The organism is Arthrobacter sp. STN4 (assembly GCF_024539665.1).
In the GTDB taxonomy this organism is placed as follows: Bacteria; Actinomycetota; Actinomycetes; order Actinomycetales; family Micrococcaceae; genus Specibacter.
This window is the reverse complement of the sequence record NZ_JAKZGX010000007.1, coordinates 88,954-111,256: the sequence shown is the minus strand read 5'-3', so window position 1 is coordinate 111,256 and position 22,303 is coordinate 88,954. Positions and strand designations below refer to the sequence as shown.

15 protein-coding genes and 1 tRNA gene are annotated in these 22,303 nt (G+C 60.0%); 3 read left to right on the top strand and 13 right to left on the bottom strand.

Features of this window, described 5'->3' with window-relative positions:
* Nucleotides 1-11 precede the first annotated feature (11 nt).
* The 4 genes from MMF96_RS07615 to mobF form a co-directional block, all read right to left on the bottom strand.
* Nucleotides 12-779: an IclR family transcriptional regulator gene (locus MMF96_RS07615; RefSeq protein WP_256883109.1), complete on the bottom strand. Its 768-nt coding sequence runs from the start codon at nt 777-779 to the stop codon at nt 12-14.
* Between the two features lie 33 nt (nt 780-812).
* A complete protein-coding gene (locus MMF96_RS07610) occupies nt 813-2,168 on the bottom strand; it encodes a dihydroorotase family protein (RefSeq protein ID WP_256883108.1) in 1,356 nt (451 codons plus the stop codon).
* A 164-nt stretch (nt 2,169-2,332) separates the two neighbouring features.
* Nucleotides 2,333-2,860 (bottom strand): hypothetical protein, encoded by a 528-nt coding sequence (locus MMF96_RS07605; RefSeq protein ID WP_256883107.1) that lies wholly within the window; start codon nt 2,858-2,860, stop codon nt 2,333-2,335.
* Between the two features lie 22 nt (nt 2,861-2,882).
* Nucleotides 2,883-6,431 (bottom strand): MobF family relaxase, encoded by a 3,549-nt coding sequence (gene mobF, locus MMF96_RS07600; RefSeq protein ID WP_256883106.1) that lies wholly within the window; start codon nt 6,429-6,431, stop codon nt 2,883-2,885.
* A gap of 125 nt (nt 6,432-6,556) precedes the next feature.
* Between mobF and MMF96_RS07595 the strand changes: the two genes are divergently transcribed.
* Entirely contained in the window at nt 6,557-6,799 is a 243-nt protein-coding gene (locus tag MMF96_RS07595) for a hypothetical protein (protein WP_256883105.1), read from the top strand.
* Between the two features lie 450 nt (nt 6,800-7,249).
* Here the strand turns inward: MMF96_RS07595 and MMF96_RS07590 are convergent, their stop codons facing one another.
* The gene (locus MMF96_RS07590; protein ID WP_256883104.1) at nt 7,250-7,486 is read right to left on the bottom strand and encodes a glutaredoxin family protein; all 237 of its coding nucleotides are present in this window, start codon (nt 7,484-7,486) and stop codon (nt 7,250-7,252) included.
* Nucleotides 7,487-7,533: 47 nt separating this feature from the next.
* Complete coding sequence (locus tag MMF96_RS07585) at nt 7,534-8,556, bottom strand: DUF4192 domain-containing protein (protein ID WP_256883103.1); 1,023 nt, start codon at nt 8,554-8,556, stop codon at nt 7,534-7,536.
* A 592-nt stretch (nt 8,557-9,148) separates the two neighbouring features.
* Between MMF96_RS07585 and MMF96_RS07580 the strand changes: the two genes are divergently transcribed.
* Nucleotides 9,149-10,108, top strand: a complete 960-nt coding sequence (locus MMF96_RS07580) for an FRG domain-containing protein (protein WP_256883102.1) — start codon at nt 9,149-9,151, stop codon at nt 10,106-10,108.
* A 1,103-nt stretch (nt 10,109-11,211) separates the two neighbouring features.
* Here the strand turns inward: MMF96_RS07580 and MMF96_RS07575 are convergent.
* From MMF96_RS07575 to MMF96_RS07545, 7 genes are all read right to left on the bottom strand, one after another.
* Nucleotides 11,212-14,574, bottom strand: a complete 3,363-nt coding sequence (locus tag MMF96_RS07575; RefSeq protein WP_256883101.1) for a DEAD/DEAH box helicase family protein — start codon at nt 14,572-14,574, stop codon at nt 11,212-11,214.
* Between the two features lie 201 nt (nt 14,575-14,775).
* A complete protein-coding gene (locus tag MMF96_RS07570; RefSeq protein WP_256883100.1) occupies nt 14,776-15,507 on the bottom strand; it encodes a hypothetical protein in 732 nt (243 codons plus the stop codon).
* Nucleotides 15,492-16,379: a HipA domain-containing protein gene (locus tag MMF96_RS07565; RefSeq protein ID WP_256883099.1), complete on the bottom strand. Its 888-nt coding sequence runs from the start codon at nt 16,377-16,379 to the stop codon at nt 15,492-15,494. Before MMF96_RS07565 ends, MMF96_RS07570 begins: the two co-directional genes overlap by 16 nt.
* 68 nt (nt 16,380-16,447) lie before the next feature.
* Nucleotides 16,448-18,232 (bottom strand): DUF262 domain-containing protein, encoded by a 1,785-nt coding sequence (locus MMF96_RS19785; RefSeq protein WP_256883098.1) that lies wholly within the window; start codon nt 18,230-18,232, stop codon nt 16,448-16,450.
* A gap of 17 nt (nt 18,233-18,249) precedes the next feature.
* Nucleotides 18,250-19,464 carry a restriction endonuclease subunit S gene (locus MMF96_RS07555; RefSeq protein WP_256883097.1) on the bottom strand — a complete coding sequence of 405 codons (1,215 nt, stop codon included), beginning with the start codon at nt 19,462-19,464 and terminating at the stop codon, nt 18,250-18,252.
* Entirely contained in the window at nt 19,461-20,957 is a 1,497-nt protein-coding gene (locus MMF96_RS07550) for a class I SAM-dependent DNA methyltransferase (RefSeq protein ID WP_256883096.1), read from the bottom strand. Before MMF96_RS07550 ends, MMF96_RS07555 begins: the two co-directional genes overlap by 4 nt.
* Nucleotides 20,958-21,325: 368 nt before the next feature.
* Nucleotides 21,326-21,401, bottom strand: a tRNA-Arg gene (locus MMF96_RS07545).
* A gap of 184 nt (nt 21,402-21,585) precedes the next feature.
* Here MMF96_RS07545 and ssb point away from each other — a divergent pair.
* Complete coding sequence (gene ssb, locus MMF96_RS07540) at nt 21,586-22,245, top strand: single-stranded DNA-binding protein (protein ID WP_256883095.1); 660 nt, start codon at nt 21,586-21,588, stop codon at nt 22,243-22,245.
* Nucleotides 22,246-22,303 lie beyond the last annotated feature (58 nt).

The following is a 22,303-nucleotide window of genomic DNA, read 5'->3' as shown; positions in this document are numbered from 1 at the left end:
CGGCGCCGGGCCTACCACCCTTCCTCTGTCATCCATGCTGCGGAGCCGGCGGCTGAATCTAGTTCGTTGCCGAGCTCGGTGGCGGACTTGCACACGAGCTCAATAATTTCGTCGAGCCGATTGCCGCTCATGCGCTGTTGGCGCCCGGCGACGCTCACCGCGCAGATGCAGTGGCCATGCCGGAAGACCGGGGCGGCGACGCCGATCATGAACGGGTCCACTTCACCCTCGCTAACAGAGAATCCGTTGGAGCGGATCGTGGGCAGCAACATCTGAAGGCGCTCGGCGTCCGGTGTCATGGCGGTGAACCTTCGCATGCTGCTTTCCTGGACGTTGGCCACCACCTCTGCCGGAGCATAGGCCAGCAATGCGGTAGCGCTGGCTCCTGCATGCAGCGGCCGGACCGAACCGCGATAGAACGACAGCGCATCGGCCCGCCGCGGCGAAAGCCTTTCGAGGCAAAGGGCTGCCATTTGAACGCGAACCGTCAGGATCACTGCCTCGCCGGTCTGACTGCATAGCCGGTTCAGCACGGGGGCCGCCACTTCCACCAGGTGCTGCTTTTCCGTTTGCTCGTCGCGGCTGGACACTCTCAGGCCCGGGTAGTAATAGCCGTCCATCTCATAGAGGTAGTCGGTCTCTCGAAAGAGCTTGATGTAGCGGTAGGCGGAGGATTGCGGGATGTCCAGGACCGAAGCGATTTCGTCCACGCGCATTCGGCCCTTGTCAGCAATCATGGTCAGGATCTTCAGACCACGATTGAGTGATGTCAGGCTCATGGCAACTCCTCCTTCCGGCTCCGTTTCATTGGACTATGAGGACTGGACGACGGTCCCATGGCCCTGGACGCCCAGAATCGCGCTTCCGTCCCATACAACCGAGCCTCGTGAGATCGTGGTGGTCACGCGCCCGGAAGTCTTGATGCCCTGGAATGGCGTCCAGCCTGCGTTCGAGAACATGTCCCCGGCATCAATGTGCCAGGCAGTGTCCGGGTCGAAAACAGCAATGTCGGCATCGAAGCCAACTTCAAGGCTTCCCTTCACATGCCCCACACCAAACCTTTGTGCCGGGGTGGAGGTCAGCGACTTGACCGCGGCATTGAACGCCTCGGGGCCACGCTCGAGGGCGGCCGACAGGGTGATGGCCATCGACGTCTGCACGCCCGGGGCCCCGGAGTGGTTGGCAAATATCCCTTCATGGTCCTTGTACTCCGTCGGCCACGGCGCATGGTCGGAAGAGACAACATCAATTTTGCCAGTGGAAAGCCGTTCCCACATGCCCTGGCGGTCGGCGGCCTTGCGCAGCGGCGGATTGATCTTCAACCGTCCCCGCTGGGCATCATGGTCATCCTCCGTGAACGTCAGGTAGTGGGGGCATGTTTCAAGCGTGACGTCCAGACCCTGGTCCCGATACCAATTCACCAGATCCACGGACCGGGGGAGGCTGAGGTGGCAAAGGTGCAGCTTGGCGGACTGCTCGAAGGCAATCTCGAGCGCAGTCAACACACCCATCGTCTCGCTGACCGGAGGGCGGCTGCGGACATGCGCCTTGGGATCGAACGGGTTGCGTTCCTTCTCGATGGCCAGCATGGCCTGCACGATCTCATTGTTCTCTGCATGGACGGCCACGGTCCGTCCGGCGGCGCCAGTTGCGGCCATGACATTGCGAAGTTCGGCGTCGTCAATCCGGGGAAACCTTGCAGCGTCGGTATTGAAAAGCGATACCTTGAACCCAACGGCGCCTGCCTCGCTGATGGCCTCAGCTGCGCGCCAGCCACCCTCCGGAGCAAGCGTGCCCATCATGGCGACGTCAACGAACGCCTCAGTTTCGACCAGTTCACGTTTGACCTTGATGCGCTCAACCGTGTTGATGGGACCTGCCAGGTCAAACGGCATCTCAACAATGGTGGTCACGCCACCGGCGGCCGCGGACTGCGTTGAGGCAGCGACGCCTTCACCCGGATGGGAAAGCGAGTGGACGTGGGCGTCGACCATGCCCGGCAGGACGTAGGCGTTCCCCACGTCCAGCCTGCGCGTCGCTTCAGTGGTGGCGGAAGGATCGGCGATGGCCGTGATTTTTCCGTTGGCAATGTGGACTTCCCGGCGCTTCCAGACGTCGCCGCACTGGACGAGTCCCGTCACCACCAGATCGAGTTTTGCTGTGTTCATAACCACAGCATCTCAATGCGTGGGGATTGTGGAAATATCATTCCTGCAAAATGAGAATTTCATCGTTGTGATACCTGGGTCATTCCTATTCTCACAGCGGGCCTTCTAGAGATCTCCTACCGACGTAGCAATCTGCGGGATGTTCGAGTCGGCCTGGAGAGTCGTCAAGTTTTCGTTGTCGCAGGTGCCACGGCCAGACAATCGTGGGGTCCAATATAGTAAGTCGCGGGCCAAGGGTAGCCGACCATGATCTGTGCTGGATCCGGGCGGATGAGCAGTACCGTCGCTGGCCAGATCGGGAACGATCCATTGGCGATCCATGCCGGTTGCACGTAGCCGAACTTCTCCCAGCGGATCGTTGCCCAAGCCCCGGTTGGGTGACTCTCCTGAAATCCCAGTACCGTGATTTCCGTAGTGGTCTCGTGTTCTTCCTTGGCACGCGCCATGTAGTCCCATTGACGGGTGGCGAACTGGTCCCAAAGGGCCCGTTGATGGAGGCGTTTGGACCAGCCCCACGCAAGCAAGGCTCCAGCAGCAACCGTCACTGCGAGAAAAATCCAAGCCCCGCGCAGCGGAGGCCAACCGAAAATGACAATTACGGCGGCCACGATGAGCAGAAAAGCGGCGACAGTTGTCGTCGCCACCAGCGGGCCAGTGTAAATCTGTGGCCTGACCATCGGGTTCGCATCCATTGGATCTACCTCCGCTCTCATTCTAAATTTCCCATCCGACATTGGTAAGAGGGGCCTCCGTGAACACCTGAGGGGCGGAAAGGTCGCCGTCAGTAGTGGCCACACGTTGCAGGTGGGCCACTTCGGATTCCAGTTGCCGGCGGTCGCTGGCACGCTCCCACTCGTAGTCGGCAGGGGGAGGACCCAACGGGTCGGGATCGGTGCCGATGAGCCACCGGTCCCTGTAAAAGGCGACCCGCTCCAGCAGGGTGTTGCGGTCGACACGTGATGTCTCTGAGGAAATGCTTTCCAGCAGCCCCTGAATCCATGGATCGGCCCCCTCCGTGACCCGTGTATTCAGAACCTGGATCCGCTGCGACGCGAGGCCCCGAACTTGGTTGATCATGGCGGCGAGGTCGTCGCGCCTCGTGGGCAACTCGTCGATCAGCCACCCATCCATGGCTGTTGGCTCCCGGGCTCCGACGGGTCGAAGTCTTGCATGGACGACGGCCATGAGGTCCTTGGCGTCGCCCGGGTGTTGAAGAGCGTGCTCCAGCGTTGCCGTCGCGGTCGTTGGGGCGCTGGCCTTTGCCCGGCGCCAGGCGGTGACGCCGGCACCCCATGAGGGCGACGCTTCCAGCACGTCCGCAAGGCCGGGCTGGATTTGCTCGACGGCGGCGTGGAGGTCGTCGGCTCCGGCGAGTTGTGCGAGGTAGTCGTATTCGGCGGCGAGCCGGTTGAGTGAATTGGCGTTTTCCAATTCCTCATCACCAACTTCGTGGGCCGTCCATTCTGCGCCCTGGGCGGCGAGGACTTCGCCAATGATCTCCAACCACGTGGGATTCTCCGCCTCATGCGCGGAGTCCTCGGGCACAGGTCCGCTCTCGCAGACGTAGGCGGTGTTGCTTTCCCTGCCCCGCGTCATGCCTACGTAGAAGAGTTCACGGGTCAGGCAACCTTGCGTAAGGACCGTGTGGCTCGTGTCCACGGTAATCCCCTGGGAGCGGTGAGCCGTGGTGGCGTATCCAAGTTCCACGGACTCGGACAGGAAAGTGGGGGTCAGCCGGATGCTTTCGCCGGTGTCGGTCCGGCGCCCCACAACTGATCCGTCGCGGCCGGGCCGGGCGGTGAGCTTGATAAGGGTGCCGTTGCGGATGAAGTCGCCGGACGCGTCGGTGAGCCGGCGGTCGTTCTTGCGGGCGATGACGGTGTCGCCGCAGCCGCCGCTGAGTCCGTCGCTGAGGCAGACCGTGTGTTCTGCGTCGACGAGTCCCTGGTCGACGAGTTCGGCATGGGCTCGTTCATTGAGGACCGTGACGGCTTCGTTGTCGGGAGCTATAAGGATTGATGCATGGCCAGCGACGGTGTCGGCGGCCCATTGCTGGTAGGCCGCGTCAATCATGTCCTGGTACTCGCCGTGGATGAAGCGCCCATGGGCTGTGTACGTTTTGACTGCCTCGAAATCCCCAACTCGCAGTTGGAGCGATGCCGGCCCTTCCCAACCGTGGCGGAACCGGCGGACGGTGGTTAGTTCGATCGCCTTGCCCTCTCGGTCCAGCCAGCCGAGGATCCCGCCGGCGTCAATCGCGTCCAGCTGGGCAGGGTCGCCCACCAGAACGATCTTGGCCCCCGCGTCGCGGGCTTGTTGGACCAGGGCCGCCAACTGCACGGTGGAGACCATCGAAGCCTCGTCGACAATCACCAGTTGGTTGCGCCGGAAGCTCCACTGCTCCTGCCGCATGGCCAAGTCGGCCAGCCGTTGCGCGGTCCTCATCTGCTGCCAGTGTTCCGGCCCCGCTGTGGCTTCCAGATCACGGAACCGTTCGGCACGGTGGGCGGCGCCTTGCCCGACTGACTCGTAGAGCCATTTGGCCACGTTCTCCGCCGGCAGCCCCAGCTTGCGCCCGAGGACGTCGGCACTGGCTGCCGCCGGGGCCAGCCCGATGACGGATCCGGTGCCGTGTGATTGTTCCCAGCCGTGTCGGATGGCCTCCATTGTGGTGGTCTTGCCGGATCCTGCCGGGCCGACGACGGCGTCCAGGAACCTGCCGCTGGACAGGACCCGGAATGCGGCCTCCCGCTGGTCCGGGGCCAGTCCGGGTTGGGGGTCGCCGTTGCCCGTGGTGAGCCACGTGTCAGCGAGCCCGGGCGCGATGGCGGGGCCGCCGTCGTTCTTCCAGGTGTCCATGACCAGCTGCTCATTGGCCAGGATTCCGGCATCCGTGTAGAGGCGGGAACCGTGGAATTCGAAGACGCTGTGGACGGCGAAGGCCAGGTCGTCGCCGGCATCCAGGGGGACGTTGTAGCGGTAGGCGTTGAGCGCGACGCACTGGGACTCGGCGGTCGTGGCGACGGTGTCAATCATGGTGCGGCGGGCAGTGGGGGAGGCGCAGCGGATTTCGGCGCAGATGCGTTCGGCTTCGGCGAGGAGGTTCCAGCGGTTCCAGGTGGCGCGCCGCCGTGCCACGGCTTCTCGGGCAGCCGTTGCCGCCGCGGCGACCCACGGCTGTGTGAGATCACTGGCGGTGACGGGGCGTTCATGGGAGCGGTTGACCGTCTGGCGGATGACCCCTACCGGCTCGAAACCCTGCTGCTGCGCGCGGGACCGCCAACCGGCGGCAAGTCCGGCGAGTGGTTTTGGCTCCCTGTCCTTGGCCTGCCGGGTTGAAAGCGTGGCCTGCTGGCGGAGCTTGACGACTACGGTCGCGGATGGAGCATGGCCGCGGGATCGTGTCCACGCCTTGACGAGGCGGTCCTTCTCCTGATCAATGAGCCGGGACCGGTTGGAAAACTCACGCAGGAGCGCATCGTCGACACCGACGAGCTCGTGGCGCGGGTTGCGCTCGGGACCGGCTGGCGGTCGAAAGCCGGGAACTGCCCCCAGTCGCTGCTGCAGCCGGTCAAAGAGCAGCCCGTTGTAGTATTCGCTGGCGGCCACGGTGGCCTTGTACAGGGTTCGTGAATCAAGAGTGGACCAGGCGCCATCGGTGGTGCGCTGGGCGCGGTTGGCAATCACCACATGGGTGTGTAGTTGGGGGTCGCCAGCCCTGGATTCCCAATGGTCGAATGCCGCCGCCACCGCACCCAGAACTGCAATATGTGCGGTTCCGCCGCGTCCGGTCCGTGTGTGGACCACGGACTCCTCCAGCCAAGACAGGACGTCGTTGACGGCGTCGTGGTGGGCGGAAAGGACCTGGCTCTGGATCTCGCGCGGGGCCAGCGCCCACAGGACGGACACGGACTTGGGCACGCTGAAGGTCAGGTCGAAGCCGGCGACGGCATGGCGTTGGATTTCCTCGCCGTTGCGGTGTGCGACGGTGGTTTGGCCGGGGGAGCGGCCCAATGGTGTGTGGGTGTCGGGGTGTTCGGCATGGGTGAAGACGGCGTTGGCGTCGCCGGCCGTGACCAGGTCCAATGGTGCGCGATTGATGCCGGCGAGGCCGTGTCCCAGCCACCGGCCTGTAGGTGTGCCCGCTTTCACGTAATAGCCAGTGGCGTCACCTGGCGCCAGCGGTCCGTCGCCGCGCATGGTGGTCTTGAGCAAATATTTGACGCCAGCCTGGGTGGTCAGGTGGGCAATGGAAACGGTCATCGCAGGCCGGCTGGGACCGTCGCCGCCCACCCGCGGCGGCGGTAAATGTCCGCCGTCGACCGGTCGAGGGGGATGCCGAGATGGTCGGTTAGTTGGAGTAGCCGGCCGGCGAGTCGCATCAGGTCTTGGGCATCGGCCCGCTGGGTGCGAAGCAGGCGGGCGACCTCCAGACGGCCTTCGACCGTTTCTGCTTTGGCCTCGGCAAGCTCACCGCACATATCAAGATTCACGGCATACAGCTGCTGGATCTGCGTTTGCTGCTGGTCGATGGTCCGGTCCCGTTCCAGGACGGCGTTGTTGAACTTCGCGGCCGCCGTCGAATTCTCGATCTGGAGCTGCCGATCGTAAGTGGCTTCGGCTTCCCGTAGCCTAGCTTGGCCGTCTGCCCGTTCGACGGCGACCAGGGTCTTTGCCGCTACACGGGACGTTGACCGCCGCCGTTCCCGTCGGCGGCGTTCATGGGCCCGGCCGGAACATTCGGGCGAGCAGTACAACTGGGTGGACCGCTGCGGTTCAAATGGCGCTTGGCATTGCTGGCACTTTTGCGTAGACATGCATACTCATGGTGCCTGGGCCGGCGGGCATCATGACTGCCCGTACCATCAAAAGCCCGGGGCGGGACCTTGGGTGACAGACGTGTGAACGAGTTTTTGGTAGCTGCAGATCCATGGCTGGCGGGGTGATTTTGCTGTGGAAAATGGCATGGAGTTGGGAGCTGGCCGGGCTGGTGAGCAGAGGAAGAATTTGGTGATGGGGTGGTGGCGCAGGGGAGTGCCGCATGAGGATTTCATGCGGCACTGGATCTCCTGATGGGGCGATTATTGAATCGCGAGCCGGAGTCGTTCGATTTCGGTGGGATTGAATCCAGCCCAATGGTCGTGTTCATTGACGACGACCACTGGGGCTTGGGCGTAGCCGAGGTCCTGGACGTATTCAAGGGCGGCGGCGCTAGTTGTCATGTCCACGACGCTGTAGGGGATGCCGGCATGGGCAAGCGACAGGCAGGTGAATTTGCATTGCTGGCATCCTGGTTTGCTATAGACCGTGACGTTCATTGGTCTCACCTCGTTCTGTATCTTCCGGACTGGATCTCGAGGAACTGTTAGTGCTGGTTCCGGTAGGCGGTGTTCTTGTGCTGTGCCCAGCCGGAGACGACGCCGGCGCCCAGCATCTGGTCCAGCAGTCGGGCCAGGTGGTAGTCGGGGTCGAACGTCAGGGCGACGTGCATGTAGTTCCCGGCGGCCGTTCCCTTGCCCTTCCACCAGCAGATGTGCCCAAGCATCGTCAACGGGGCTGCCACATGTGATGGGGCTGCGATGGTGAGCAGCTGCCGCAGCAGCTTTTCGGCGCTGTCGATCCGGTCCCACTGCGGGGCTTCGCCCGTGGCGCCGAAGAGTGTGGCTGCCATGGGTTCGTTGAGGCCGGGCATGTCGGCCAGGATTTGGTCCCTGAGCCCGACGTGCTGCAGCCCGGCCAAGACCTCAGCCAGTTGGTCGTGGGTGGCTTCGGCGTTGTGGTCGATGAGATCCATCCACAACCGATAGGCCGCGCCTAAACCTTCGGCCGGGTTGGTGACCATGTCCTGCAGCGCTGACTCGACCGCGTCGTGGTCGGCGGCGGCGAACAACTCCGGGATGGAGGGCGTGTCGCTCTGTTCGATGGTGCTGCCTTGGTAGACGAGTTCGGCATTGAGAATGCTGCATTCAATGGCAGTCAGCGGGGTTTCCGTGCCGCACGTGGCGGGGCTGGCGCCGTCGTACGTGGCGAAGGATTCGGGGCCGACAATCCATACGTCATGGACGAGCAGCCCGGCGGTAGCGAGCCGGCGCTTGAGCCCTTGGATCATGGCGGCGAAGGGCTTTTGGTTTCCATGGCCCCATGGCTGGTGGGTGAAGAGGGCGATGAGGACGGCGGTGGCGTCGTGGTCGATGCCGACGGCGTGGGCGACGCGCTCGGCGTAAGTTTGGCCAACGTCGTCACTGGATGGGAGGTTCACGCGGAGGGTCGGGCCGAGGGCCTTGCCTTCGAGGGCGACGCAGACGAGGCTTTCCTTTGGCCAGTAGCCGAGGCTGTGGCCCGTGTAGCTGATGGCATCGGCGGGGCTGCTGATTCTGATCGGTTCCATTGTCCTGCTCCTCTATGTGTGAACGGTGGCTGAGTGTTCGCGGCCGCCTGCTCTGTTGGTGCCTTCTGGTAAGAGGAATCACCGCTGGGTATTAGGGGCCGGAGGGCAACTTGGGGTACCGGGCACGGGGCAAAAACTCTTTCGAGGAAATAAGCGACGCAGGAGCGCCGAGGAAGAATTTTTGGAGGAGCGCACGGCGCGCAGCGCCCTGGTTGCGTGGAGGGCCCGCCCAGCGATGATGGGGTACCAGAAGGCACAACGTGGTTTGGCATGTGTTCATATGGATCCATCGACCGGGGTGTTTGTTCGTGCCGACCGATGAACGCTGAGCGGCTTTGGAGCAGCGGACTTCAGCTTGCGAGTTCATACCTGTTCATAGCGCTGGGGGAGCGAGACGACATGACCGAACGTCCCGCGGCAAGAACGAAGAGGCACGTGTCTCCCGAAAGTAGTGTGATAGGCCATGCCGACGACTGAGGTCGTTGGCACTTCGCCCTGCCACGACTAGTGGATGGGGCGATTTGGAAATCTGCTGGTAGAAATGACTCAGCTCTGTTGACGTTCGGAGAGCCACAGGACAGGAGAACGAGCTATGGGTGCGGAACATGTATTTGAAGCCGGTCAAGGCGAACCAACGGGGAGCAGCGGTGGCGGGGAGAACCGCTCTCCCTGGGACAAGGCCTGGGCTCGAAGCCCCCAATCCCCGGAAGAACTGTGGGCGGAGATCGGCTTCCTGAGTTTTGCCCTTGGGATTGAAACCAAGTTTGTGTGGCGCGGGTTGCCGAGCACGGATTTTGAGGTCAAGTCATCACTGGCACGTAGGCTCTCCGAGCAAGGGATTGAGCCAACAGAAGCGAATCTTCGCTTCAATGAGTTGAAGGCAATAAAGGCCGCCCGAGAATGGGGACTTGGTCATTCACAATATGGATATGCCTCTGACCTTCATTTGTTGGCACTCATGCAACATCACGGGATTCCAACGAGGTTGATTGACGTCACGTACAATCCGCTGACAGCGCTCTGGTTCGCATGCGCAGACCCGGGTCTCATTGACGAACCAGGTGTCCTCGTCAGCATGGCAGTAAGCGATGCCCCTGTTATTGAAACGGTGCCGGTCTTGCCGGAGCAAACGTATGGTTCCATGGAGGACCCCCTGGGATTCGACTACTCGCAGGCGCTCGAGAGTTCAGCTTTGAATCGCCAGCCTTTTCTGGTCCAACCCGTCGTTCGCGATCCCCGGATGACAGCTCAAGAGGGGCTCTTCATAACGGCCTCTGTGCCAGACCAATCCGATGCGACGCCACTATGGGGTTTTCCTTATGAAGCAAACTGGACATTGCTCAGCGTGGTTCGAGAAATGAAAGACATGGGGGTTACGATCCACGGCGACCGATGGCCATCATTCGGAACCTTGGGTCTGATCATCGAACCCGACGTTAAAAGGAAGATCCTGCCTATTCTTGAGCACAGCTTCAATCGCTCTCACCGAACGATGTACCCCGATCTGTCGGGATTCGGAACGCACCGGTTCGATTACTCCGAAGCGAATTGATACTTGCCGCCGGCGCCACGGACGTCATCTGCCATCAGGCAGCCTTGGTCGTGGACTATCCGACGTCGCAACTGGTGCTAGTGGAGATAGTCGTCGGCCATGCCGTTTGATAGTCACACCTCCTCGGCGTTCCATTCACCGAGATAGATGCTCAGCGCGTTGTCGTCGCTCCTAGTGTGGTCCTCACCGATTGTGCAGCGGCAGTCGTCGCCGCAAGAAATCCCTGATTGGCCGTTCGGGATACATGAGGAAGGAATCCAGCGCTTAGCGCCATCTCAGCCAACCACTTTCGGTTTATGTCCAACCATCCTGTGGAATTTCCTCCGCTTGTGTTCAGTGGTATGAGCAATTAAACCTATTTGACTTAGCCTTAGACACTGTTCTGACCGTTCACTCAGGCTCTGCTCGACGTTGACGATTCGTTTGTATTCGAAGGGTCGGCATCCTGCTGCACCGGCAGCCGTTCTTTGCAGTCTGGAGTGTGGACGAGCTCCTGAACTGCGACGCAGCCGACGCTCTCCCCGAACTACGAGATGAGTGTGCCGATTTTCACTCCGATATGCTGAGACGCCATCCTGTCGCTCATCTTGCGGCTGTCAGAACAGTCTGAGACCCTATTTACGGATTCAAGGCTGATGGAGGATCACATCTCCGTGGACAATACCCGTCAATGATTGCAAAGGGGATGAATATGTGTGGCTTGGAAGAAGACTTCCATGTGGATGCGTTTGTTCGTGTGTTGCGGTCACTGGAACCGCATTTACCGATCTCCGACTCCTATGAGCGTGATTGTCCACAGCGTCGGGGAGCGTGGTGGTCGAGCCAGCAGGAGCATATGGTGGCTTGGTTCCAAGGCCAGAACAGTCAAGGAAGTGGAGCGTTCACTCGTGAAGTCCCGAACGTCAGTGCACGCACCACGTACAACCGGCTGCTTTGCCCGGCAGCTCTCGTTTGGATGGCCGAGGCTCTCGGTGAAGATTCTGGGGTTGTCCAGACCGCTGCGGATGCAGCCCGAAATGAGAGCAACCCTCGCAAACGCCCAGGACTACTGCGCCAGCACCTGCCCTGGGCGCGGATCTTCGAATTAGTCCGAGCATTGTAAGTTAGCCGACTTTTAGCCCCTCATCGAAGGACCTGAGCACCAGTTCCAGTCGGTCTAGCACATCGTCCCCGAACAGCTCGTCCGGCCCTGTGGGTGCCAGCTCGCTGTAGGGGGAGTCGTAGAGCGCGCCGATGTCCACAGAGCCGTTCTCCGACAACTGTGTGGTCAGCACAGCCAGGAAGTCCAGCTGTGCGGCGTTAAAAGTGGCGCCGGCAATGAACTCGGACAGGGCTTCCTCCACGGCTGAGCGGTCGAGCCCCACCAGGGAACGTACGAAGTGCGCCAGACCCTCGGTGCGGGCCCGCGCCAGGTCCTCCTGCGTTCCGGCACCGCTCTCCTCAAGGATGCGTTCCAATTCTGCTAGGTCCAGGGGAGTGAGCGGTTTGTTGCGGCGCAGGCGCTGCAGTGTGGCCAGGTCCAGGTGGGAGCGCAGGTACATCTGCGCCTTCTGGCGGTAGCGGTCAAAGTTATTCACGCCTGAATGGACGCCGTCGAGCTCGATCTCTACGAGTTCACCCAGTTCGTCCTCGAAGTTGGTGTACACGACGTTGCGGCGCTTCTTCTCGATCAAGTGGACCAGCCCGCGCAACTTTCGCCGGATCGATTCCAGCCACTCCAGGGAGACGGACTGCCACTCGTTGTCGTCGGCAATTTGTTCCAGCAGGACCAGCACCGGAGAAATGGCTGGATTGTTGGGCTGGTCGGCCAGAGCAGCCGCAATGTCCTGGATCTTCTTGCGGTACCTGTCCACGGCGCCGGGATCCACCAAGGATGCCAGCTGGGCATTGAGCACAATCAGGTCAAAACGTTTCGCTTCTTCCTTCTCGGCAGGTGCGCCCTGTCCGGCAACCTTGGCCAAACCGGTTTCCAGTCCGGCCACATCCTCATCGGATAAGCCACCCCAGCCCTCCGGCGTCGAATATTTCTCAACCGCCTGCCGATGAGGCTTCACAAGGAAATTACTAGTGGGCAGCAATGAAACTTGGCCGGATAGCCCGTGCACCAGGTCCGTCACCAGCGACAGGGAGCCCAATCCGGCCGCCCGGGAGGCAACCAGCAGCTTGGCCCGCGTTGCAAATGTCGTCTCGGACAGGGACTTGCCTACCGATCCCTCGTTCCCGGGTAGCCCTGCGTTGAAGTACTCGGCATTGCGGCATAGGTCAAAGATAAAGAAGTCCTGTTTGTCCTGGCCGGGCCCGAACAAGTCAGGGCGCAACCGCGTGCCGCGCCCCAGCATCTGCCAGAACTTCGTCTTCGAGCGCACCATCTTGAAGAACACCAGGTTGAGAACTTCCGGCACGTCAATGCCGGTGTCCAGCATGTCCACAGAGACGGCAATGTGCGGGTTGTCGTCCGTGCGGCTAAAGGAGTCGATCAGACTCTGCGCATACGTTTCCTGGTACGTGATGACGCGGGCAAAGTCCCCTTTTAGGTGCGGGTAGTTCTTGTCGAACTGGCGGGCTATGAAGTTCGCGTGGTCGTTGTTCTTGGCGAATATGATGGTCTTGCCCAGCCTGTCGCCGCCGGCCACCTTGTGCCCGCGCGTCATCAGCACTTCAAGCGCCTTGTTCACGGTGTCGGTGTTGAACAGCCAGCTGTTAACGACGGCGGGATCCACGGCATCGGGGATCTCACCTTCCTCGTCCCATTCGAGTTCGTCCCACTGCTCCTTCTCTGCTTCGCTCAGATCGTCGTAGCGGATGCCCTCGTAGGGGAACTTCAGCGGGACCGGCACAACACGGGGCGGCACGAGATAGCCAGCCTCGATCGCCTCGTCCAACTCGTAAGCGAAGGTGGGGACGTTGTCTTCAATGTCGAACATGGAATAGGTGTTGCGATCCACGTCGGCCTGCGGCGTGGCTGTCAGGCCCAGCAGCAGCGAGTCAAAGTAGTCGAAAATGGCCCGGTACTTTTGGTAGATCGAGCGGTGCGCCTCATCCACAATGATCAGGTCGTAGTGCCCAATCCCGAACGACGGTTGACCATCCGCGCCCCGCGCACTGCCGGAAATCATGTTCATGATGGTCGGATAGGTGGCCAAGTTGATGCGGCTGTCGGTATCGTTGTCCCGCCCCAGAATCGCCGGTGCGCTACCGGGAAGGTGGGTTTTGAAGGCCCTCGCCGCCTGCTGGACGAGGGATACCCGGTCGGCAAGGAAGAGGATGCGTTTGGCCCAGTTTGCGTCCATGAGCAACTTGGACAGTGCGACGGCGGTCCTCGTCTTCCCGGTTCCCGTCGCCATCACAACAAGTGCCTTGCGGGACGCGGCCTCAAAGCTTTCCGTCACCGTGCGGATCGCGCTGTGCTGATAGCCGCGTTCCACAATGCTATTGTCGATCGGTTCGCCGGCAAGGTGGCGGCGGATGGTCCGACGCGCGACCATCAGTTCCAGCTGGTCACGGGTGTGGAACCCCTGGACGGGGCGGTCGCCGTAGAGGGCGTCGTCCCAGAGCCATGTCCTATAGCCGTTGCTGTAGTAAATGACAGGGCGGCGCCCGAACTTTTGCTCCAGGCAGTCGGCGTACAGCTTCGCCTGCTGCTTGCCCACCAAAGGATCCTTGGTGGAACGCTTGGCCTCAACCAGGGCCAGCGGCAGCCCGTCGGCACCCCACAGCACATAATCGACATAGCCGACCCCGCTGGAACTGGGCATCCCGGTGACCGGATACTCACGGTCCTCATCCTGCGTCAGCGGCCATCCGGCGTCGTGCAAGTCCTGGTCAATGAGGTAGGCGCGGGTCAGTGCCTCGTCATAGTTGTGCACGTCCGGAGTGGCCTGGTTGCGCTGCTTGGCTGCCGCAATCTGGGCCAGGGCCTCCGCGAGCTGGTGTTCAAGTGATGTCGACGCTGCACGGGCTTCAGCGAGTTCCTTGTCCTTGGCGGCGAGCTCATCAGCGAGCTTTGCCACGGCTTCCACGGAAGAGCGAGCAGGTGCCGGAGTCTTCAGCTTCGGCTTGAGCAGTTCGAGATCGAACGCCATGCCGGTTGCCGGCAGGTTCGCGGCGTCGATCGTGTAGGTGCGGGCAAGCCAATAGCAAACATGGAAGAGCTCAGCCACGGCGAACTGCGAGTTTTGGGGAGAAGGATCAGACTTGCCGTGGACGGCGTTGTTGCCGGCCTTGCGGATAGCGTTGAGTTTGCCGGTGACGGTGCTGCCCACCAGCGCCTTGAATTCGGGCTGATTCAGCAGGCCATTGAAATCCCGCTGATACGGGTACGGGATGGCGGATTCATGCTCATAAATCCAGTCCACAATATGCTCGGCCGTGTGGCGGGCATACATCATGGACACGCGCGGATCTATCCAGGCGAATTGCTCGGCCTTTCGGGCCCGAAGTGCCAGGTCCGGCCACTGTGCCAGCATGAAAGCAAAGTTGCTTTGCACTTCCCCCAAGACCGCTCCATTCGTAGCACTGATTGTTCTCTTCAATCATTGAACCATGCAGCTGTGACAGAACTGGAGAGCGTGCCGCACTTTGACGGCACGGCGCGCTTTTGCTGTGAAACAAGACGCCGGACAGCTTGCGTGGGTGCGTCAGTTCACTGTTGCTGCGGTGCTTGAATCTCAAACGTGCCAGGTGACTTTGACGATGACCCGCAAGTGATGACCAACGTGTTCTGGATTGATATGTTCAATAGCTGCCGTCGCAGGTGCGGACTCAAATCCCAGCAGCGCCAAGTAATCTAAGACTGGTGCAGGGACGTAGCCCAGACGCTGATCAGTAGTGGTCAGAAGTTGACGCGCACGGGGATCGAACTGGTTCTCCTTCTCCGGAACTACGTTCAGTGGGGACCCCCCAGCGAGCTCGCCGGCATTCACAGAATTCAGAACAGCCGCATCCTGGTGCCGTAGACCATGTACGGGAACAACGAAGGACACAGTTTTCGCAGACAGGTCAAGATCCGGTTCCCGGAATAATTCATAGGTGTCTGCAACGCGGTGCCCAAATGAGCGGCCAAGAATTTCGAATGGTACAGCGTCAGTATTTAGCCCCATATTGCTTAGCCACTCTGGACGATCTGGACGCTTGGAACCCATCAGCCTTCCCGAGAAAAATGGGAACATCACTGTGGATGTGTAGCTGGATTTTGGATCACGGAAGCCTGGAATGGGGCGGAAATCCTTGTTGTCCTCGACGGAGGCAAAATACTTGAACTCGTAGGAACCGGACTCGTTCATGCCGAGGCGTCCCAAAAGGATGTAGCGACGAGTGCTCGGGTTCTGCCAAGTGACCAGCAATCCGCGGTCATCTGTCTGCTGTGTCCAGCGTGGCTCATGCATCAGTAGCTGAGACATTGACGAAGCCTTTCCAAGTTGGACTGAATGATATTGGTTGCAAGACTAGTTGCAGGTAGTGACATTCTAGAGGAGGCAAGCGCTTCTATGGCTTCGGCTGCTGGAAAGTCATTGATCCGGTTGCGCCAATGTGCTTGGGCCCGGGGTGAGCATTCGGCCAGAAAACTGCAGGCAAAGTCCACCAAACTGACGGTCTTGCCAGATTCAAACCTATGCGCGGTAGCCTGGGTTGCAAAGTCAGGGATCAGGTTTGGTGACTCAAGTAGTCGATCCCGTTTGTCGCCGCGATTGCTGATGCCAAGGCTCGTTGCGTGGTCAAATGATGGCGCGAGGTGCATTTCGCCGGTCTGAGTAGTTTCGACGGCCCAGTTCTGACTGTGCCGGTCTGTGTTCCCGATGAGGGCATCGAATAACAGATAGCCGGAAAACCAATCTGCGGCCGACATCGTCGAATCGTAACCAATGGGACCCTGGATCTGCTCAAGTAGCGCGCGGATCGTGGCGAGGCTGTGTCCGCGTGACTGCTTGTCTCTTGGATCAAAGTCCTTTGTGAACTCAACAAGATAGGAGGCCGCTTCTTCCATCTCATGGATTGGGTCGAGGATCACATTTCGAGAAATGCAACCAGTTGTGCCGGCATACTGCGCCAACTCAACGCGGGCCGCCGGAATGCTTAGCAAATTCGCTATCCGGCTTGTAGCGGCTTCGCAGGAGCCTTCGTCTTGACTACGCTTGGGGCGGTTCGGCTTGTACAGCCAGCGTTGGTTCGTTGATGGCTCCACGAACCAACGCTTGTCTGTCTCGCCCAGCGGCTCATCGTCTCCGCGCAGCCAAGAGCCAAGATCTGTGATGGGGAGTAATGATTGACTCATATTCACATTCTCTCTGGGCAAGCGTCTTCGCGTCCTGGAGACGGCAGGGGCATGAATCGAATTGGTAGCTAGTCCATGCTGAAGTGTGTGAGTGCCCTTTCAACGAGCTTTTCGCGACGGTCACGGATGTGCTGCTCGGTCCATTCCGCTTGGGAGACAACGTCGTCATTAATTGACAGTCCGTTTTTCAGTCCTACAGAACGGTTACCGTTGTCGGTAGACGTGAGTTTTTCAGCAAAAGATTTGTTGCTCAGGGTCGAGTTGAAGCGGGTGATGCTCAGGTTTCCCAGAGTATGGACCAATTCATTTTGCACCCGCTTGGCATGGTCTGCGTCCCCGCCCATGGCTTCGATCCATGTCTTGGGGATGTTTGCCCCTTGAGGGAAGATGTGTTCAACGGACCAGGCGCGCCGGGTCCCGTCTGCCATCGCCCAGAGGTCCACGCGTGTTTCGTCGGTCATGGTCGACTCTGCGAGGGACGCGAGGATGAACCTGGCCATGTCGCGGGCATCCTCGTACAAGTCGCCACGAAGCTTGTCCCGGAAATGGTCATCTGTAGTTGAGAGAGCAACCAGCCGTGTTTGCAGATGTGCGAAGACAGATCCGTTCCAGTCACCGTCCAGATCCCGAGTGATGCCCATGAACGTGCGCTGCAACTCGTACGTCGCGGGCAGTCCAGTCACATTGCGCCGGACAAAGAACGCAACCAATAACCGGCAGATTGCCACGAGTTCATTGAATGACAGTTCCAATCGCTGACGATGCGTCATGAGGTACATCAGGAGCAGGTACGACGTGGACCCTTGTGCCCTGCGAACGCTGGCCAGAGCCTCATCAAATGCCTGCGATCCCGTCCCGGTACCTTGGCCGATCTGGCTGTAGATTTCGGCGGCCGCGGTCAGGTCCTTGACGAGAATTTCGGGACCGTGCTCGATCAACTTCTCAAAAATCTTGATCAAGTTGGACTTGGTGGCCACAGCTTCATTGACCACGGACTCCAACGATGGCTTGAACGCGTTGTAGTACTGGCGGAAGAACCGTTCCTGCTGAACGTAATCGTCTCCCAGCAGATCGATGATCCGCATCCAGTCGGCAAAGACCTCGTCGACTGCCTCCTTGTCGTTGCCGTGAGTGGTCGCAAGCAGCTTGTTCTTGATCAGGTCGATTGGCGTCAGCTGGGCGCCGCGATTGTTCAGCGATTCAAACAAGACATATGCATCGGAGTGCGTTTTCACTTCGATCTTGACCAAAACGGCATCGGACACCAAGTCGACGAAAGTGAAGAGCCGCTCGATGGCATCTGGTTCGGACAATTTGGCGCGGATTGCCAGTTGCTCCTTGAAATACTTGAATGCTTTCATAATCTTGCGGTTTCCGAGGTTGGCGGGCTTTGCCCTATCGGAAATGATGCCGGCTGCAGCCAGGACTGCAGCATAGTCTGCGTTGTTGTTGTTCTGTTTCTGCGGGCTGAGACGAATGAAGTCTTTGGGTGACCTGAGGACAAGTTTCCGTTTGAGATTGAGCAGCTCGGAGGTGGATTCTTCGTCGAGCTCATCCTTACGCTCATTGAGCAGCGCATAAAGCGCGGTCAGCAAGATGGACAGGGTGGTCATCCGCTGCTGGCCGTCAATAAGCTCCAAGGTTGCCACATCCGTGGCATCCTTCTGCTGATTGATGCAAATGATCGAGCCAAGGAAGTAGCCCTTGGGCGAATCCAGGACGTCGTCGAGCAACTGCTCCCAGTGGGTCTTGTTCCACTTGTACTCGCGCTGGTACGGCGGGATGTGGTAGACAATCTTGTTGTCCACTCCAAGGAGAAGTGAAACGGCGCAAGCATTGACGGAATCGATCACTGGTGGAGCTCCTAGAGTTAAAGTTGGCCGCTGAATGCGCGGTGTTGGAGTGACGCGAATAGGGTGTCCAACTGGGCCAGCTGGGTCCGGTGCTGCTCCTTCAAACGTTCGACGCCGGCCACGCGTCTTGCGAAGCTCTGCTGCAGTTCCAGCGGCGGGACTGCGACGTCTAGAGTCCTGCAGTAAGGAACAGAGAGGTGCTTGACGGTCGTACCAGAACCATTCCGTAGGTACTCGCGATGCATATGTTCTCCAGTGAGGTAATGCAATAGAAACTCTGCCGTGGAGATATCGGGGTCTGGGCGGTAGAGCATGGTGCGCTGACCGAGGAAAACTTGCTCGCCGGGCGGAATGATTCCGGCCTCTCCCATTGGAGCTTCCCGAGTCAATACAACGTCACCGTGTGATGGCACTGCACGGCGATTCCACGTCACGAAAGTGTGCTCGTCGACATATCTCACGCTGGTGAGATCTATGGAACGATTCCGAACGTTTGACGTTCGAATCATTTTGTAGGGTGTTGGAGCATCCGCCAGAGGTGCTGTCCGGTTCACACAGTCGACGATGGCGTCGCAAACTTCGCCGATGGGAAGTATCGGCCACCCAGTCTTCTCTGGATCCAAATTTCCGAACATGCTGTTGAACATTGACTGTGTCAGGGCGTCGAGGTGGGCGAGGGCTTCGCGGCGCTGGGTGCGGAGGTGGTCGGCCTTGTCCAGGATGGCCGCGATCCGGCGCTGTTCGGGGAGGGGCGGGAGGGGAATTGTCGATTCTCGGACGATCTTGTCGGAAACAGCAGGGTAGCTCGCACCAGTGGCCTTTGAAATCATGTCGTCAATAAACCGCGGAGACTTCACCCACTGAAAGAGGTAAGTAGGGAGGATCTTTGAGGCGTCAGGACGAAGGACCGTGAAGCCGGTCGAAGCGATGGACCCATCCAGTACCTTGGGGACTACCGCAACGCCATTGAGATTCGGGCGGACGGTAGAAACTAGGACATCGGAAGTCTGGACCACCTGGCGGGCTCGACTCGGGGCCTCTGATGGTTCCAGATTCTTTGTGTCGGAAACCTTTTTTTGCGCCTGATCTACAGATGAGAGGTCGATGTAGGTGAACGCATCAAGAAACTTCTTTTTGGGATCGACGGACGCGGCGCGGGAGGTTACTTCACCGAGTTGAATGAGTTGGTACCCGGTAAGCTCGGCCACCGGCGGGTGATCAACGATTGTCACTTCAACAACTCCCGCAACTCAGCCATGCCGCTGAGGATGGAGGCCTCCAGTTCATTGAGGGCGCCGAGGATTTCTTCGGGAGACTTATGATCCACCTCGTCGTACTCGATTTCCTTGTAGCGGTTGAGGGAGAGATCGTAGTCGTTCGCTTCGATCTCGGAGCGGGGGACGCAGAAGGACTGGTCGGTGCGGGCTCGGGTAAGTTCCGTCGTCGAACGTCCCGTCCAGCGGGTAGCAACGTCCTCAAGATCGGATGTGCCGAGCGGCGTGCGCTTGTCGTCGAGGGAGAAGCCGTCGCTCTTGACGTCGTAGAACCAGACGTTTTCAGTGCCGCCGGCGTTGGTCTTGGTGAAGAACAGGATTGCGGTGGAGACTCCTGCGTAGGGCTTGAAGACGCCGGAGGGGAGTTTCACCACGGCGTCGAGCCTATGGCCGTCGACGATCAGCTTGCGCAGTTCCTTGTGGGCCTTGGTGGAGCCGAACAGCACGCCGTCCGGGACGATCACTGCCGCGCGGCCGCCGGGCTTGAGCAGGCGCAGGAACAGGGCCAGGAACAGCAGCTCCGTCTTCTTGGTCTTGACGATGCTGAGAAGGTCCTTGGCGACGTTGTCGTAATCCAGGCTGCCAGCGAACGGGGGATTGGCGAGGATGAGATCGTATTTCTCTTCCTCTGTTTCGTGGAGGTTGGCCAGGGAATCCCGATAGGTGACCTCGGGATTCTCTACGCCGTGCTGGAGCAGGTTCATGGCGCCAATGCGGAGCATGGTGTTGTCGAAGTCGAAGGCGTGAAACTGTTCGTTGTGGTAGAACTTTGCCGTTTCCGAGTTGGTCAGCAGCGTTTCGTTGTTCTCGCGCAGGTACTCGGAAGCCTGGACAAGGAAGCCGCACGTGCCGGAGGCAGGGTCACAGATTACCTCGAGCGGCTGGGGCCCCTGCATCTGGACCATCAGGTCGATGATATGGCGAGGCGTGCGGAACTGTCCATTGGTGCCTGCCGTGGAGAGCTTGGAGAGCATGTACTCGTAGAGGTCGCCTTTGGTGTCCTTGCCCGACATGTCCATGGCGGAAATGACGTCAACCACGGTGCCGAGTACATTCGCTGTGGGGATGGTGAAGCGGGCGCCTTCAAGATGCTTGGCATAGCTGGAGGCCTCGCCGTTGGACTGCGTGTGCAGGTCCTCGCGCAGGAACGTGAACATGCGGTCAGTGAACAGTTTGAACATCTGGTCCTTGGACAGGTCCTGGAAATTTTTCCAGCGCAGATCACTCCACGGACGGCCCAAATGGTCATTGCCCAACGGGAACGGCAGGTTGTGGGCTTGTTTCCCCGTACGTAGCGTCTGCTTCTCGGCTCGGGTCTGTGCCTCGTCCAGCCGTTTCAAGAAGAGCAGGTACGTGACCTGTTCAATAATCTCGATGGGGTTGGAGATGCCGCCGGTCCAGAACGTGTTCCAAACCTTGTCTACCTGGGACTTAATTTCACCTGTGATCACCAATCGAGTTTAGCGCCGGAAACCTTTCTTGCTGGGCCGGTCGATTCTGCCGCGTGTTTGGTGAGCTACTCCTGTTGTCGAAAATCGCTGGAGCCCTACTGGGCCGGAATGACACGAGTGCTCGTCGACGTCCGGCAGCCAGCGCCCTGTGCTCTCGCTATGCCGAGCTCCGTAGCATCCCCACCGTATCCGGGGACCGACACCAGGCGACGTGACCGAGAGGTAAACCGTCCACTGAGGTGCTGAAAAGGGGGAGTGATTTCTGAAGAAAATTTTGCTGAATTGGGGGAGTAAAGGGGGAGTTGGGCCGTTTTTGGCCTTAGACGACTCTGACCTGCGGAACATAACCGCAGGTCAGAGCCACAATTTGGTGCCCCGGGCGGGAATTGAACCCACGACCAAGAGATTAGAAGGCTCCTGCTCTATCCGCTGAGCTACCGAGGCGTGGCCGCCACAAGCGGCCCCCACTAAATTATCAGGTTTGCGGGCGTATCTCTCCCTCCACAGGCCCACGCCGCCTTGTAGTTGTCCACAAATCAGCCAAGCCCCCTTTTGGAGCCCGTGGCGGGGGAGTTGGCTTGATCCAAGCGAACAACGCCCAAGCAAGGCATAACCGAAAGGAAATCTCATGTCGAACTACTTGACGATCCGGGGCTTTGCCTCGTCACCCGTCGAACTGCATACCAAGGACTCCGGGCTGGTCATTGGCAAGTTCAGGATGGGTTCCAATGACAGGGTCCTGGATCCCTCCACGAACGAATGGGGCGACGGTCCCACCAACTGGTACCGCGTCAACACCTTCCGGACCCTGGCCGGCAACGTCGCCGCCAGCATCAAAAAAGGTGACCGTATCATCGTGACCGGCAAGTTGAAGATCAACACGTACACCAAGCTTGACGGGACCCAGGGCATGTCAGTCGAGATCGACGCCGATTCCGTCGGCGCCGACCTGAAGTTCGGAAGCTGCGCCTACCACCGCAATTCCACCCAGCGCCCCGGCTCCCAGCCACAGCATGGTCAGCAGTCCCCGGACGACTCCGGAGCCACCTCCGAGGCGGGCTTCAACACTGCGGAGGATGGACGGACATCCACCGCGCCCGACCTGGACGCTGAAGGCGGTGAGGTGGATGAGGATGATGACGAGGCCGCAGCCGCCGCACAAAATGCTGACGGCAGCGCCGTGCCGGATGAGAACGGCCGGTATGAAGGGGCGGGAGACAATACTGACGAAGAGGCATATGTGGACAAGGAAACCGGGGAACTCGTCAAGAGCGGCCCACCGTTCTGAGCCACGCCTGCGATGGCGCCCACCCGTCAAGGCGCGTGACACAATGGCGGGGTGACTG